Here is a 15374-nt window from a genome sequence, read left to right as displayed (position 1 = left end):
GCTTCTGGAGGAAATGCCTTTAACCCTGGCTAAGTGGCTCATAAAGCCTCGCAGCGCATGGGTACTGGTATTTCCGGATGAGCGTCCCGGACACCCATTTGGGACCACTGATGAGGGTAATAACTGTGCTTGAAGCCTACCGCAAACACATCGAAGAGCGTGCCGCCCAGGGTATCGTGCCCCAGCCGCTTAACGCCGAACAAACCGCAGGCCTGGTCGAGCTGCTGAAGAATCCCCCGGCCGGCGAAGAAGCTGTCCTCGTCGACCTGATCACCAATCGCGTTCCACCTGGAGTGGACGAAGCCGCCTACGTCAAGGCCGGTTTCCTGTCCGCTATCGCCAAGGGCGAAGCGACCTCCCCCCTGATCGACAAAACCCGCGCCATTGAGCTGCTGGGCACCATGCAAGGCGGCTACAACATCGCCACCATGGTCGAGCTGCTGGACAACGCCGAGCTGGCTGGCGTTGCCGCTGAACAACTCAAGCACACCCTGCTGATGTTCGACGCCTTCCACGACGTGGCCGAAAAAGCCAAGGCGGGCAACGTCAACGCCAAGGCCGTGCTGCAATCCTGGGCCGACGGCGAGTGGTTCAAGAAGCGTCCGACCCTGGCCGACAAGATCAGCCTGCGCGTCTTCAAGGTCACCGGCGAAACCAACACCGACGACCTGTCCCCGGCTCCAGACGCCTGGTCGCGCCCGGACATCCCGCTGCACGCCCTGGCCATGCTGAAAATGGCCCGTGACGGCATCGTGCCGGACGAGCAAGGCGTCACCGGCCCCATGAAGCAAATCGAAGAAATGCGCGGCCAGGGCTTCCCGATCGCCTACGTCGGTGACGTGGTCGGTACCGGTTCCTCGCGTAAATCGGCCACCAACTCGGTACTGTGGTTCTTCGGCGACGACATCCCTTACGTGCCGAACAAGCGCGGCGGTGGTTTCTGCTTCGGCTCCAAGATCGCCCCGATCTTCTACAACACCATGGAAGACGCCGGCGCCCTGCCGATCGAATTCGATGTGTCGAACATGCACATGGGCGACGTGATCGACCTGTACCCGCACGCTGGCAAAGTATGCAAGCACGGTACCGACGAAGTCATCACCACCTTCGAAATGAAGACCCCGGTGCTGTTGGATGAAGTCCGCGCTGGCGGCCGTATCCCGCTGATCGTCGGCCGTGGCCTGACCGAGAAGGCGCGTGCCGAGCTGGGCCTGGGCCCAACCGATCTGTTCAAGCTGCCTGAAGCACCTGTCGACACCGGCAAGGGCTACACCCTGGCACAGAAAATGGTCGGCAAGGCGTGCGGCCTGCCGCAAGGCAAAGGCGTACGTCCTGGCACCTACTGCGAACCGAAGATGACCACCGTCGGTTCCCAGGACACCACCGGCCCGATGACCCGTGACGAGCTCAAAGACCTGGCGTGCCTGGGCTTCTCCGCTGACCTGGTCATGCAGTCGTTCTGCCACACCGCTGCCTATCCAAAACCGATCGACGTCACCACCCACCACACCCTGCCGGATTTCATCCGCACCCGTGGCGGCGTGTCCCTGCGTCCTGGCGACGGCATCATCCACAGCTGGCTGAACCGCATGCTGCTGCCTGACACCGTCGGCACCGGCGGCGACTCGCACACCCGTTTCCCGATCGGCATCTCGTTCCCGGCCGGTTCCGGCCTGGTCGCCTTCGCCGCAGCCACCGGCGTCATGCCGCTGGACATGCCGGAGTCGGTACTGGTTCGCTTCAAGGGCAAGCTGCAACCGGGCATTACCCTGCGCGACCTGGTCCATGCCATCCCTTACTACGGCATCAAGAACGGCCTGCTGACCGTCGAGAAAAAGGGCAAGATCAACGCCTTCTCCGGCCGCATCCTGGAAATCGAAGGCCTGGACGACCTGACCGTCGAGCAAGCGTTCGAACTGTCCGACGCTTCGGCTGAACGTTCCGCTGCAGGTTGCACCATCAAGCTGCCGGAAAAAGCCATTGCCGAGTACCTGAAGTCGAACATCACCCTGCTGCGCTGGATGATCAGCGAAGGTTACGGCGATGCGCGCACCATGGAACGTCGTGCACAGGCGATGGAAGCCTGGCTGGCCAACCCGGAACTGCTGTCCGCCGACGCCGATGCCGAGTATGCCGAAATCATCGAGATCGACCTGGCCGACATCAATGAGCCTGTGCTCTGTGCGCCGAACGATCCGGACGACGCGCGTCTGCTGTCGACCGTCCAGGGCGAGCAGATCGACGAAGTGTTCATCGGTTCGTGCATGACCAACATCGGTCACTTCCGCGCTGCCGGTAAACTGCTGGAGCAGGTCAAGGGTCAGCTGCCAACCCGTCTGTGGCTGTCGCCGCCGACCAAGATGGACGCTCACCAACTGACCGAAGAAGGCTACTACGGCATCTACGGCAAGGCCGGCGCGCGCATGGAAATGCCGGGCTGCTCGCTGTGCATGGGTAACCAGGCACGTGTTGAGCCGAACTCCACCGTGGTTTCCACTTCGACCCGTAACTTCCCGAACCGCCTGGGCGATGGTGCCAATGTGTACCTGGCGTCGGCGGAGCTTGCCGCTGTTGCGTCCATCCTGGGCAAACTGCCGACCGTCGAGGAGTACATGGAGTACGCTGGCAAGATCGACAGCATGGCGGCCGACGTCTACCGCTACCTGAGCTTCGACCAGATCGCCGAGTTCCGTGAAGCCGCTGCGAACGCCAACATCCCGGTTGTTCAAGCTTAATCACGTTACACCGCGCTGAAAAAACCCCGTCTACATGACGGGGTTTTTTATGCAGCCTCAAAAGCATCGCGGGCAAGCCCCAATGCCAGTCAGTTAAGGGATGAACCGCCGAAATCCATGTAGGAGCGGACCTGGCCGCGATGGGCTGCGAAGCGGCCCCGGCGATTCCGAAACCGCCCGCACTCCCAGGGCTTGTCGTAGATATCACCGGCCTCGGGGGCTGCTGCGCAGCCCATCGCGGCCAGGCCGGGACGCCGGACCGCCGCTCCTACAAGGGTTGCGTCGTTCTATTCCTTAACTGACTGGCATTGGGGCAAGCCCGGCTCCTACCCGATCCCCGGCGGCGGGTATCAGGGCAAGCCCAGGAATCGGCACAGCGCTTCGCGCTTGGCCAGGGCGTCGCGGCGGCCCAGTTCGATCAGTTCGCTGCAGTAGCCGGCTTCGAACAGCAGGTAGCTGAGCACCCCTGCCCCGCTGGTTTTGGTCGCGCCCGGGCCGCGCAGAAACAGTCGCAGCGCCGCAGGCAGTTCGCTGCGGTGGCGGGCGGCGATTTCGTCCAGCGGTTGGCTGGGGGCGATCACCAGGACCTCGACCGGGGCGATGCCCAGTGGCTTGGGCTCGCCGTTGGCGGGGATCAGCAGGCTGAACAGGTTGAGCCGCTGCAGCAGCTCGATGTCGTCTTCCAGGCTGTCGATGAAGGTGCTGTTGAGCATGTGCCCGCCGATCTGCGCCAGGGTCGGATGCTGGCCACTGAACGCCCGTTCGCGGGTCGCGACCTTGTCCGGGCCGCGGGGGTTGCCGCTGACACCCACCACCAGCACGCGGCTGGCGCCCAGGTGCAAGGCCGGGCTGATGGGCGCGGACTGGCGCACGGCGCCGTCACCGAAAAATTCCTGATCAATCTTCACCGGTGGAAACAGCAGCGGGATCGAGGCGCTGGCCAGCAGGTGCTCGACCGACAGCAGAGTGGGCACGCCGATGCGGCGATGGCGCAGCCAGGGTTGGATGGCGCCTTTGCCTTGGTAGAACGTGACCGCCTGGCCGGATTCGTAGCCGAAGGCGGTGACGGCGACGGCGCGCAGTTGCTGCTGGTTGATCGCCTCGTTGATGCCGCCGAGGTTGAGGTGGGTGTCGAGCAGGCCGCGCAGGGGCGAGTTGTCGAGCAGGGCCACCGGAGTAGGCGAGCCGATGCCGAGCAGGCTGTGGTTGACAAAGCGGCTGGCCTGGCGGATGACCCCGGGCCAGTCGCTGCGTAGCACCCGGTGGCTGCGAAAGTTTTCCCAAAAAGCGGTGAGGCGGCGGATGGTTTCGCCAAAGTGCAGGGCGCCGCTGGCGAGGGTGACGGCGTTGATGGCGCCGGCGGAGGTGCCGACGATGACCGGGAACGGGTTGCTGGCGTTGGGCGGGAGCAGGTCGGCGATACCGGCCAATACCCCCACCTGATAGGCGGCGCGGGCGCCGCCGCCGGAGAGGATCAGGCCGGTGGTGGGGGGTGTTGCGGGCATGCAGGGGCTCCCTGGCTTGAGGGCATTTCACTGAAACTGATGATGTAGGAGCAAGGCTTGCCCAGTCAGTTAAGGCGAATCACTTTAATGTGGGAGCGGATTTATCCGCGAATGGCCTTACCACGGTTCACCTGACGCACCGTGGTGAATCTATTCGCGGATAAATCCGCTCCCACAGGGTCTATGTCTCCTACACGGCCTATGCCTTGACTGACTGGCATTGGGCAAGCCCGCTGCGCCCGCTACCGCCGCTTCTTCTCATACAGCTTAGGCGCCCCCGGCGGCCGCGACTTGAAGCGCCGATGGGCCCACAGGTACTGCGCCGGGCATTCGCTGACCGAGGCTTCGATCCAGCGGTTGATCCGCAGGCAGTCGGCCTCTTCGCTCTCCCCCGGGAAATCCGCCAGCGGCGGGTGGATCACCAGCCGGTAGCCGCTGCCGTCGGCCAATCGCTGCTGGGTAAAGGGGATCACCCGGGCCTTGCCCAGGCGGGCGAATTTGGTGGTGGCGGTCACGGTGGCCGCTTCGACGCCGAACAAGGGCACGAAAATGCTCTGTTTGGCGCCGTAGTCCTGGTCTGGCGCGTACCAGATCGCCCGGCCGCTGCGCAGCAGCTTGAGCATGGCGCGCACGTCTTCACGTTCCACCGCCAGCGAGTCAAGGTTGTGCCGCTCGCGGCCGCGCCGTTGCACGTAGTCGAACAGCGCGTTCTTGTGCTCGCGGTACATGCCGTCGATGGTGTGTTGCTGGCCCAGCAGGGCGGCGCCGATTTCCAGCGTGGTGAAATGCAGGGCCATCAGGATCGCGCCCTGCCCTTCCCGCTGCGCAGCCTGCAGATGTTCCAGCCCTTCAATGTGCGCCAGCTTGGCCAGACGGGCCTTTGGCCACCACCAGCTCATGGCCATTTCGAAGAAGGCGATGCCGGTGGAGGCAAAATTTTCTTTCAATAACCGCTGCCGTTCGTCGACCGACATCTGCGGGAAGCACAGCTCCAGATTGCGCGCCGCAATGCGCCGACGTTCGCCGGCCACGCGATACATCAACGCGCCCAGTGCACGGCCTTTCAACCGTAAAACAGGGTATGGCAGCTGAACGATCAGCCACAGCAGCCCCAGCCCCAGCCAGAGCGGCCAGTAACGCGGGTGCAAGAATGAGCGACTAAAATGCGGGCGATCCATTGCAGATTCCGGACAGACAACAAGGTCGCGCATTCTACAACGGTTCGACGCGGGTTGCGGCTTGTGGGCGTTCTCGTTATAAGTCACGGCGACTTTTTCGTTACAAGCTGCTTGATGCCGACCATGAGCCAAACCGAATTGCTAGACCAAGATCCCGTGTTCCAGCTCAAGGGCAGCATGCTCGCCATTACAGTGCTTGAGCTGGCCCGTAACAACCTGGAGGGCCTGGATCGCCAGTTGGCGGCCAAGGTTGCCCAGGCCCCGAACTTCTTCAGCAACACACCACTGGTGTTGGCGCTGGACAAGCTGCCGGCCGGCGAAGGCGCCATCGACCTGCCCGGGCTGATGCGCGTGTGCCGCCAGCACGGCCTGCGCACGCTGGCCATTCGCGCCAGCCGCATCGAGGACATCGCCGCGGCGATTGCCATCGATTTGCCGGTGTTGCCGCCCTCCGGCGCCCGAGAGCGGCCGCTGGAGGTCGTCGAGGTGGTGGAGAAGAAGCCCGAGCCGGTGCCTGCGCCTGTGCCTGCGATCAAACCGACGCGTGTCATCACTTCGCCTGTACGTGGCGGCCAACAGATCTATGCTCAGGGCGGGGATCTGGTCGTGGTGTCGTCGGTAAGCCCCGGGGCGGAACTTCTGGCCGATGGCAACATCCATGTGTACGGCGCCATGCGCGGTCGTGCCCTGGCGGGTATCAAGGGCAATACCCAGGCGCGGATTTTCTGCCAGCAGATGACCGCAGAGCTGGTCTCTATCGCCGGGCAGTACAAGGTCTCTGAAGATCTACGCCGCGATCCGCTGTGGGGGGCCTCAGTGCAGTTCAGCCTATCGGGTGACATGTTGAACATCACCCGTCTTTAACGGATACTGCCGCCATTTTCTGCGCCATTTTTAGTTAAGTTGTCTTTTTTGTATTTTTTGGGACTGATCGTCCTTTTTCTTTAGGGGTGAAACACCTTGGCCAAGATTCTCGTGGTTACATCCGGCAAGGGTGGTGTGGGTAAGACCACCACCAGCGCCGCTATCGGTACCGGCCTCGCGCTGCGCGGCCACAAAACAGTCATCGTCGACTTCGACGTCGGCCTGCGTAACCTCGACTTGATCATGGGCTGTGAACGCCGAGTGGTTTACGACTTTGTCAACGTCGTCAACGGTGAAGCCAACCTGCAACAAGCCCTGATCAAGGACAAGCGCCTTGAAAACCTGTTCGTGCTGGCCGCAAGCCAAACCCGTGACAAGGACGCGCTGACCCAGGAAGGCGTTGAAAAGGTGTTGATGGACCTTAAGCAAACCTTCGAATTCGTGGTCTGCGACTCGCCGGCCGGGATCGAGAAAGGTGCCCACCTGGCCATGTACTTCGCTGACGAAGCGATTGTGGTGACCAACCCGGAAGTCTCCTCGGTACGTGACTCGGACCGCATGCTCGGCCTCCTGGCGAGCAAATCGCGCCGCGCCGAACGCAACGAAGACCCGATCAAGGAGCACCTGCTGATCACCCGTTACAACCCGGAGCGCGTCAGCAACGGCGAAATGCTTGGCGTTGAAGACGTCAAGGAAATCCTTTCGGTGACCCTGCTGGGCGTGATCCCTGAATCCCAGGCGGTATTGAAGGCCTCCAACCAGGGCGTGCCGGTCATCCTCGATGACCAGAGCGACGCTGGCCAGGCCTATAGCGATACCGTCGACCGCCTGCTGGGCAAAACGGTAGATCATCGGTTCCTGGACGTAGAGAAGAAAGGGTTCTTCGAGCGCCTGTTTGGAGGTGGGAAAAAATGAACCTTTTTGACTTCTTTCGTGCCAGCAAGAAAGTAAGCACCGCTTCGGTAGCGAAAGAGCGTCTACAGATCATCGTGGCGCACGAACGCGGCCAGCGCAGCACCCCGGACTACCTGCCAGCCTTGCAGAAGGAACTGGTCGAGGTCATTCGCAAGTACGTGCAGATCGAGAACGATCAGGTTCAGGTCGCCCTTGAGAGCCAGGGCAGCTGCTCGATTCTGGAGCTCAACATCACCCTGCCGGATCGCTGATCATTTAAGGCAGGCTTGCTCTTGTGAGGGGCCGGCTTTTGTGGGAGCGGATTTATCCGCGAATAGCTTCAACACAGATCCAGAATGTGTGTTGAAGCTATTCGCGGATAAATCCGCTCCCACAGTGTTTTATGTGCTGTCTGTAAATGCCGTTTACCGAGACGATTCAAATGCCGTTGTCGAACATCCGCGTCATTCACCAGGACCCAGCCTTCCTGGTGATCGACAAGCCCACCCTGCTGCTGTCCGTCCCCGGCCGTGCCGAGGACAACAAGGACTGCCTGATCACCCGCCTGCAGGAGAACGGCTACCCCGGGGCGCTGATCGTTCACCGCCTGGATTGGGAAACCTCCGGCATTATCCTGCTTGCCCGCAACCCGGACGCCCACCGAGAACTGTCGCGCCAGTTCCACGACCGCGAAACTGAAAAGGCCTACACCGCACTGTGCTGGGGCAGCCCGGAATTGGACAGCGGCAGCATCGACCTGCCCCTGCGCTACGACCCGCCCACCAAGCCGCGGCATGTGGTCGATCACGAGTTCGGCAAGCATGCCCTGACCTTCTGGCGCGTGCTGGAGCGTTGCGGTGACTACAGCCGCGTCGAACTGACCCCGATCACCGGCCGCTCGCACCAGCTGCGGGTGCACATGCTGTCGATCGGGCATCCGCTGTTGGGTGATCGGTTGTATGCCCATGAACAGGCATTGGCGGCCCATGAGCGGCTGTGTTTGCATGCGAGCATGCTGGGCTTTACTCATCCGGTGACGGGTGAGCGGTTGAAGTTCGAGTGCCCGGCGCCGTTTTGATCGGCGGCGTCTGCATTCGCGGCGGTCCGGTAAATCCGCTCCCACATGAAAAGCTCCCCGCTCAGGTTCTGTGTAAGGGCTTTTGTGGGAGCGGATTTATCCGCGAATGAGGCCCTCAAATCCACATCGCATCCCACAGCGGATAATCCCCCACCCGCTCCACCAGCCCGGCCCGCACCGGATTGGCAATCACATACCGCGCCAACCGTTTCACATCTTCTTCCCGCCGCACCGCCCGATCATGAAACCCCGCTTGCCACAACCGGCCCGACCGCCCCATCGCCGCATTGACGCTGTGCGTGGTCCTTGCCTTGGTGCGGCGTACAACGTCCGAAAGCTCGCCCGCGCGCAGCTCGATCAACCAGTGAAAATGGTCGGGCATCACTACCCAGGCGATGGACGATGCGAGACCTTCCTCCTGCGCCTGCCTGAATTGGCTGACGACCCGTCGGCCCAGGCGCCAATCAGCAAATACCGGCTGACGGTCGATCACGACCGAAGTGACCAGATAGATGCGCCCGGGCTCGGAGTACCGGCCTGTGCGCAGGCGGCGAGAGTCAGCCATGAAAACGTCCTTGTTTTTTGGGTGTTGGGGGAAAGTACATGGGTGTGAGAAGTGAAGCTGGATGGGTGGTTTGCAGAGTGTTACGGTGGTGAGGCTATTCGCGGATAAATCCGCTCCCACAAGCCCGCTCCACACAGAGTAAGTGGGGTATTTGTGGGAGCGGATTTACCGGATCGCCGGACCGCCGCGAATGCAGGCGCTGCAGTGTCTGGATCGACTCAATACGGTAAACTCGCGCCACTGCTGTCTGGAGCCACCTATGCGCGACGTTTTGAATCAAGGCCTGATCGATTTCCTCAAGGCCTCCCCTACCCCCTTCCACGCCACCGCAAGCCTGGCGCAGCGCCTCGAAGCCGCCGGCTACCAGCGTCTGGATGAACGCGACAGTTGGTCCACCGCCCCGGGTGGGCGCTATTACCTGACGCGCAACGACTCTTCGATTATCGCCATCAAGCTCGGCCGTCACTCGCCGCTGCTTAACGGTATCCGCCTGGTCGGCGCCCACACCGACAGCCCGTGCCTGCGCGTCAAGCCGCAGCCAGAGCTGCAGCGCCAGGGCTTCCTGCAACTGGGCGTCGAGGTCTACGGCGGAGCCCTGCTGGCGCCGTGGTTCGACCGCGACCTGTCGCTGGCCGGCCGCGTGACCTTCCGCCGTGACGGCAAGGTCGAGAGCCAGCTGGTCGACTTCAAGGCACCGATTGCGATCATCCCCAACCTGGCCATCCACCTCAATCGCACCGCCAACGAAGGCTGGATGATCAACCCGCAAACCGAGCTGCCACCGGTACTGGCCCAGGTGGCCGGGGACGAGCGCGTGGATTTCCGCGCCCTGCTGACCGAGCAGCTGGCCCGCGAGCACGGTCTGAACGCCGATGTGGTGCTTGATTACGAGCTGAGCTTCTACGACACCCAAAGCGCGGCGGTCATTGGCCTGAACGGCGATTTCATCGCTGGCGCGCGGCTCGACAACCTGCTGTCCTGCTATGCCGGCCTGCAGGCGCTGCTCGATGCCGAAGGCGACGAAACCTGCGTGCTGGTCTGCAACGACCATGAAGAAGTCGGTTCCTGCTCGGCCTGCGGCGCCGATGGCCCGATGCTGGAGCAAACCCTGCAGCGCCTGCTGCCGGACGGTGACGATTACGTGCGCACTATCCAGCGCTCGCTGCTGGTCTCGGCCGACAACGCCCACGGCGTGCACCCCAACTATGCCGACAAACACGACGGCAACCACGGGCCCAAGCTCAACGCGGGGCCGGTGATCAAGGTCAACAACAACCAGCGCTACGCCACCAACAGCGAAACCGCCGGTTTCTTCCGCCACCTGTGCATGGCGGTGGAAGTGCCGGTGCAAAGCTTTGTGGTACGCAGCGACATGGGTTGCGGCTCGACCATCGGCCCGATCACCGCCAGCCACCTGGGCGTGCGTACCGTCGACATCGGCCTGCCGACCTTCGGCATGCACTCGATTCGCGAGGTGTGTGGCAGCCAGGACCTGGCGCACCTGGTCAAGGTGCTGGGGGCGTTCTACGCCAGTCACGATTTGCCATGATCCATCCGGGGCCGCTGCGCGGCCCATCGCGGCCAGGCCGGGTCGCCGGACCGCCGCTCCTACAGGGTCCGCGCAGATTCCTGTAGGAGCGGACCTGGCCGCGATGGGCTGCAAAGCAGCCCCGGCCTTCCTAAACCAACCTATGCTTAAGGCACCCACCTAGCGCATAGGGAATCATCCCATGTCACCGTTCCAGTCGATGTTCATCCCCGTCCTCGCCGGGCTTTTGCTGTTGACCATCGGGTTCAATTACCGTGAAAGCAATTTCGGCGTGCTGATGATCTGGATCGGGATGATCGGCATCCTCGGCTTGATGGTCTACAAGATCCTCGAAAAGCTCGCCTGACAATTACCCTCGCAATGCCTTCGGGGGCCTCGTACACTCGCTCGATTTCCATCGTTGAGGTTGACCGCCCGGTGCCTGCCTTCACCCGCTTGCTTGCCTTGCCCTGTCTGTTTTTGATCGCCCTGCTGGCCTTTTCTTCCGCCCAGGCGGCAGGGCTGCCCAGCCTGCTCGGTGGCAGCAAGCCGCAGCCGGAAGCCACTCAGCCGCTGGGCCAGTCGCTCGATGAAGTGATCCAGACCCTGGAAAACGATCAGCAACGGAGCAAGCTACTGTCGGACCTCAAGAAGCTGCGCGACAGCACCAGGCAGGCCCAACCCCCCGCCGAGCAGGGCGTGCTGGGCTTGATTGGCAGCACCTTGAGCCGTTTCGAGCAGCAGTTTGTCGGCGAAGACAGCCCGCTCATGCGCTGGTCGGCTGAATGGGACCAGGCCGAGGATGAGTTCATGGCGCTGATCGCGCCGACCGAACAGTGGCCGACGATCATCTTCGGCTTTGTGCTGATCCTGCTGGCCTGGAGCCTGCTCGCCTATGGCCTGATCTGGATTGGCCACCGGGTGCGCCAGCGCTTCGGCCTGGCCCTGGAGTTGCCACAACACCCGCGCACCTGGGATCTGGTGCTGTTTGCCCTGCGCAAACTCGGCCCCTGGCTGATCGCGCTGATCTTCACCGTTTACCTGAGCTACGCCCTGCCTTCATCGCTGGGCAAATCGCTGGCGATGGTGCTGGCTTACGCGCTGGTGATCGGTACCTGTTTCTCGGCGGTCTGCGTCATCGCCTTCTCTTTGCTCGATGGCCCGCATCGTCATCGCGCCTTGTATATCCTGCGCCATCAGGCGTTCCATCCGCTGTGGCTGATCGGCAGCTTTGCCGCGTTTGGCGAGGCGATCAGTGACCCGCGGCTGGTCGAAACCCTGGGCCTGCACCTGGCGCACAGCGCCGCGACCCTGGCCAATGTGCTGGCGGCGCTGTCCAGCGGCGTGTTTATCCTGCGCTTTCGTCGCCCCATCGCCCACCTGATCCGCAACCAGCCGCTGTCCCGGCGCCTGACCCGCCGCGCCCTGAGCGACACCATCGATATCCTCGGCACCTTCTGGTATTTGCCGGCACTGGTGCTGGTGGCGGTGTCGCTGTTTGCCACCTTCATTTCCGCCGGCGACACCAGCACCGCCCTGCGCCAGTCGCTGCTGTGCACGGTGTTGCTGGTGATGTGCATGGTCAGCAATGGCCTGGTCCGTCGCCACGCGCTCAAGCCCCAGCGCGGACACAAGCGCCATGCCTTGTATTCCGAGCGCTTGAAGAACTTCGGCTACACGCTGGTGCACCTGTTTATCTGGCTGGTGTTTATCGAGTTGGGCATGCGGGTCTGGGGCTTGTCGCTGATCCGCTACGCCGAAGGCGACGGCCATGAAATCAGCGTTCGGGTGCTGGGCCTGACCGGCACCTTGGTCTTCGCCTGGCTGATCTGGATTCTCGCCGACACCGCGGTGCACCACGCCCTCACCCGCTCGCGCAAGGGCCTGGCCAATGCCCGGGCGCAAACCATGATGCCGTTGATTCGCAACGTGCTGTTTGTGGTGATCTTTATCGTGGCGTTGATCGTCGCCCTGGCGAACATGGGCATGAACGTGACGCCGCTGCTGGCCGGTGCCGGTGTGATCGGCCTGGCGATCGGCTTTGGTGCACAATCGCTGGTAGCGGACTTGATCACCGGCCTGTTCATCATCATCGAAGACTCTCTGGCCATTGACGATTACGTGGACGTGGGCGGGCACCTCGGGACGGTGGAGGGCTTGACCATCCGCACCGTGCGCCTGCGCGATATCGACGGCATCGTGCACACCATTCCGTTCAGCGAGATCAAGAGCATCAAGAACTACTCGCGCGAGTTTGGTTACGCGATCTTCCGGGTAGCGATCCCGCACAACATGGAAATCGACGAAGCCATCGGGCTGATGCGTGATGTCGGCCAGAAAATGCGCACCGACCCATTGCAGCGCCGCAACATCTGGTCGCCGCTGGAGATTCAGGGGGTGGAAAGTTTCGAGTCCGGCTCCGCCATTTTGCGCGCCCGCTTCAAGACCGCGCCGATCAAACAATGGGAAGTCTCCCGCGCCTTCAACCTGGCGCTCAAGCGCCAACTGGACGAATCCGGGCTGGACCTGGCGATGCCGCGCCTGAGTGTGCACGTCGTTACCGCCGGCGGTGGGAAGACCGAGTCGGCTTCGTGATCACTGGGGCCGCTTTGCGGCCCATCGCGGCCAGGTCCGCTCCTACATGGGATTGCGTAACTCCTGTAGGAGCGGACCCGGCCGCGATGGGCTGCGCAGCAGCCCCCGGATCACCCCACGACCGCACTCATGCAAATCGCATCGTGCCGCCAAAACTCCAGGTCACAATCAATCAACCGCCCCTGTTGGTCATGGTTAACCCGCGTGATATGCAGCCCCGGCGTGCCCAGCGCCACCTTCAGCGCCGCCGCCGCGGCAGCCGGCAAGGCGGTGGGCAGCATTTCAAAGCGCACCCGGCCGTACTCGATCTGGTAATGCCGGGCATACAGTTCGGTCAAGGACTGCCCCAGGTCTAACGCCAGAATCCCGGGAAAGTATTGCGGGTTCAGGTAGTGCTCGGCGTACAGCACCGGCCGGCCATCGATGCAGCGGCTGCGGCAGATGCGGATCACGCTGGACAACGCCGGTAGCTGCAACGCCGCGCACACCGCCGCCGACGCCGGTTGCAGGCGCGCCGAGAGCAAATGCGTGGACGGCTCGCGGCCCTGCTCGCGAACCATGGCATGGAAGTGGCTGCGTTTCATCAGGTCGTACGTCAGCCGTGGCGGCGAGACGAACCAGCCGCGCCGCTCCTCGCGGTAGATCAAGCCCCGGGCTTCCAGCTGCACCAAGGCTTCACGCAAGGTGATGCGGGTGGTGGCGAACACTTCGCTGAGTTTGCGCTCGGCCGGCAGCTTGCAGCCGGCCGCCAATAAACCGTGTTCGATCTGCTCTTGCAGCGCCGTGCAGATCGCCGTTACCGCCCGTGGGGCCTGTGCCTGCATCAAGGTTTCCTGCCTGGACTAGTCCAGCCTGTTCAAAAGAGCCCTATTGCGACGCGGCGCCGGGCTCAGGGGAGTCTTGCAAGATTAGGCAACACAAATGACCAACAGATGACGCAGCCGCCCAACGGTCACCCGCGCAAGGCCCGCAAGCCCTTGCCGGGCGTGGCGCTTCAGGGTTTTGAAAGTGGGCTACGCTTACTCGCACGTCACCGTGCAAGCGGGCTTTTGGGGGCAGTTCGGACATACAAATGTCATCCAACAGGCCTAAATTTGGCGCAAGGTTTGCTGACCTAGACCAGCCCGAATCGCAAACAACGCTCAATCAAAAGAAAACGTACGTATTGCACTGCACCCAAAAGGAGCTTCGGATGAAACAGCTTTTCCTGGCATCACTGTTAGGCTCGGCCATCGCCCTGTGCACCTCTGCCATGGCCGCCGCCACTGACCTGAAAACCCTGGAAGCCGCCGCCAGAAGCGAAGGTGCCGTCAACAGTGTCGGCATGCCCGATGACTGGGCGAACTGGAAAGGCACCTGGGCAGACCTGGCCAGCCAATACGGTCTCAAACACATCGACACCGACATGAGCTCGGCCCAGGAAGTGGCCAAGTTCGACGCGGAAAAAGACAACGCCAGCGCCGACATTGGTGACGTCGGTGCAGCCTTCGGCCCGATTGCGGTGGCCAAGGGCGTCACCCAGCCCTACAAGCCAAGCACCTGGGAGCAGATCCCGGACTGGGCCAAGGACAAGGACGGCCACTGGGCGCTGGCCTATACCGGCACCATCGCGTTCATCATCAACAAGCAGCTGGTCAAGGACGCCGATGCCCCCAAGAGCTGGGCCGACCTCGAGAAAGGCAAATACAAGGTCGCCATCGGTGACGTAGGCACCGCGGCCCAGGCCGCCAACGGCGTACTCGCCGCCGCCATCGCCCGTGGCGGTGATGAAAAGAACATCGAGCCAGGCCTGCAGCTGTTCACCAGGATCGCCCAGCAGAAACGTCTGTCGCTGGCCAACCCGACCATCCAGACCCTGGAAAAGGGTGAAGTGGAAGTCGGCGTGGTCTGGGACTTCAACGGCCTGAGCTACCGCGAAAAGATCGACCCTTCCCGCTTTACCGTGCTGATCCCGTCCGACGGCACCGTGATCTCCGGCTACACCACCATCATCAACAAATACGCCAAGCACCCGAATGCCGCCAAGCTGACCCGCGAATACATCTTCAGCGACGCCGGCCAGATCAACCTGGCCAAGGGCAACGCCCGGCCGATTCGTGCCGAAAGCCTGAAGCTGCCCGAAGAGGTGCAGGCCAAGTTGCTGCCCAACGAGCAGTACAAGAATGCCAAGCCGATCAAGGATGCCGATGCCTGGGAAGCCACCTCCAGGAAGCTGCCACAAATGTGGCAAGAGCAAGTCATCATCGAGATGAACTAACCCCCAGAACCTAATCGCTGCGCGGGCTTTTGTGGGCAAAGCTTGCTCGCGATCTTGTAGGAGCGGACCTGGCCGCGATGGGCTGCGAAGCGGCCCCTTAGGCCAGTGACATCTGCGACTCAGCTTGCGAGTGCCGGCGGTTTCAGAATCGCTGGGGCCGCTTCGCAGCCCATCG

Annotated in this window: 13 protein-coding genes; 9 read left to right on the top strand and 4 right to left on the bottom strand. The window is 62.5% G+C overall.

The genetic code is table 11. From position 1 onward, the window contains the following. The first annotated feature begins 125 nt into the window (after positions 1 to 125). Positions 126 to 2735 (top strand): bifunctional aconitate hydratase 2/2-methylisocitrate dehydratase, encoded by a 2610-nt coding sequence (gene acnB / locus GUY40_RS13325; RefSeq protein ID WP_166569491.1) that lies wholly within the window; start codon positions 126 to 128, stop codon positions 2733 to 2735. 350 nt (positions 2736 to 3085) lie between these two features. On the opposite strand, the gene GUY40_RS13320 is transcribed toward acnB, so the two are convergent. Both GUY40_RS13320 and GUY40_RS13315 read right to left on the bottom strand, forming a co-directional pair. Further along, entirely contained in the window at positions 3086 to 4240 is a 1155-nt protein-coding gene (locus GUY40_RS13320) for a patatin-like phospholipase family protein (protein ID WP_166569411.1), read from the bottom strand. 242 nt (positions 4241 to 4482) lie between these two features. Next, positions 4483 to 5418 (bottom strand): lipid A biosynthesis lauroyl acyltransferase, encoded by a 936-nt coding sequence (locus GUY40_RS13315; protein ID WP_166569410.1) that lies wholly within the window; start codon positions 5416 to 5418, stop codon positions 4483 to 4485. Positions 5419 to 5541: 123 nt separating this feature from the next. On the opposite strand from GUY40_RS13315, the gene minC reads away from it, so the two are divergent. From minC to GUY40_RS13295, 4 genes are all read left to right on the top strand, one after another. After that, on the top strand, positions 5542 to 6282 hold the full coding sequence (gene minC / locus GUY40_RS13310) for a septum site-determining protein MinC (RefSeq protein WP_166569409.1): 741 nt from the start codon (positions 5542 to 5544) through the stop codon (positions 6280 to 6282). 96 nt (positions 6283 to 6378) lie between these two features. Beyond that, the gene (minD, locus tag GUY40_RS13305) at positions 6379 to 7197 is read left to right on the top strand and encodes a septum site-determining protein MinD (protein ID WP_166569408.1); all 819 of its coding nucleotides are present in this window, start codon (positions 6379 to 6381) and stop codon (positions 7195 to 7197) included. Continuing rightward, entirely contained in the window at positions 7194 to 7448 is a 255-nt protein-coding gene (gene minE / locus GUY40_RS13300; RefSeq protein WP_166569407.1) for a cell division topological specificity factor MinE, read from the top strand. The genes minD and minE overlap by 4 nt, the downstream gene beginning before the upstream one ends. A 170-nt stretch (positions 7449 to 7618) precedes the next feature. After that, complete coding sequence (locus GUY40_RS13295) at positions 7619 to 8254, top strand: RluA family pseudouridine synthase (protein ID WP_166569406.1); 636 nt, start codon at positions 7619 to 7621, stop codon at positions 8252 to 8254. A 115-nt stretch (positions 8255 to 8369) separates the two neighbouring features. On the opposite strand, the gene GUY40_RS13290 is transcribed toward GUY40_RS13295, so the two are convergent. Then, positions 8370 to 8819, bottom strand: coding sequence for a transposase (locus GUY40_RS13290; RefSeq protein WP_166569405.1), 450 nt, complete (start codon positions 8817 to 8819; stop codon positions 8370 to 8372). A 259-nt stretch (positions 8820 to 9078) separates the two neighbouring features. Here GUY40_RS13290 and GUY40_RS13285 point away from each other — a divergent pair, with 259 nt between their 5' ends. The 3 genes from GUY40_RS13285 (at position 9079) to GUY40_RS13275 (ending at position 12942) form a co-directional block, all read left to right on the top strand. Continuing rightward, positions 9079 to 10368 carry a M18 family aminopeptidase gene (locus tag GUY40_RS13285; RefSeq protein WP_166569404.1) on the top strand — a complete coding sequence of 430 codons (1290 nt, stop codon included), beginning with the start codon at positions 9079 to 9081 and terminating at the stop codon, positions 10366 to 10368. 181 nt (positions 10369 to 10549) lie between these two features. Next, positions 10550 to 10714, top strand: coding sequence for a hypothetical protein (locus GUY40_RS13280; RefSeq protein WP_166569403.1), 165 nt, complete (start codon positions 10550 to 10552; stop codon positions 10712 to 10714). Positions 10715 to 10728: 14 nt separating this feature from the next. Then, positions 10729 to 12942 (top strand): mechanosensitive ion channel family protein, encoded by a 2214-nt coding sequence (locus tag GUY40_RS13275; RefSeq protein WP_166569402.1) that lies wholly within the window; start codon positions 10729 to 10731, stop codon positions 12940 to 12942. Positions 12943 to 13052: 110 nt separating this feature from the next. Here GUY40_RS13275 and GUY40_RS13270 read toward each other — a convergent pair whose 3' ends face one another. After that, positions 13053 to 13766: a UTRA domain-containing protein gene (locus GUY40_RS13270; RefSeq protein WP_166569401.1), complete on the bottom strand. Its 714-nt coding sequence runs from the start codon at positions 13764 to 13766 to the stop codon at positions 13053 to 13055. 368 nt (positions 13767 to 14134) lie between these two features. Between GUY40_RS13270 and GUY40_RS13265 the strand changes: the two genes are divergently transcribed. Next, positions 14135 to 15199 (top strand): ABC transporter substrate-binding protein, encoded by a 1065-nt coding sequence (locus GUY40_RS13265; RefSeq protein ID WP_166569400.1) that lies wholly within the window; start codon positions 14135 to 14137, stop codon positions 15197 to 15199. The last annotated feature ends 175 nt before the right edge of the window (positions 15200 to 15374 follow it).

This window comes from Pseudomonas sp. R5(2019), assembly GCF_009905435.1.
GTDB lineage: Bacteria > Pseudomonadota > Gammaproteobacteria > Pseudomonadales > Pseudomonadaceae > Aquipseudomonas.
Note: the sequence above shows the minus strand (reverse complement) of the source record. Positions and strands in the feature narration are given on the sequence as shown.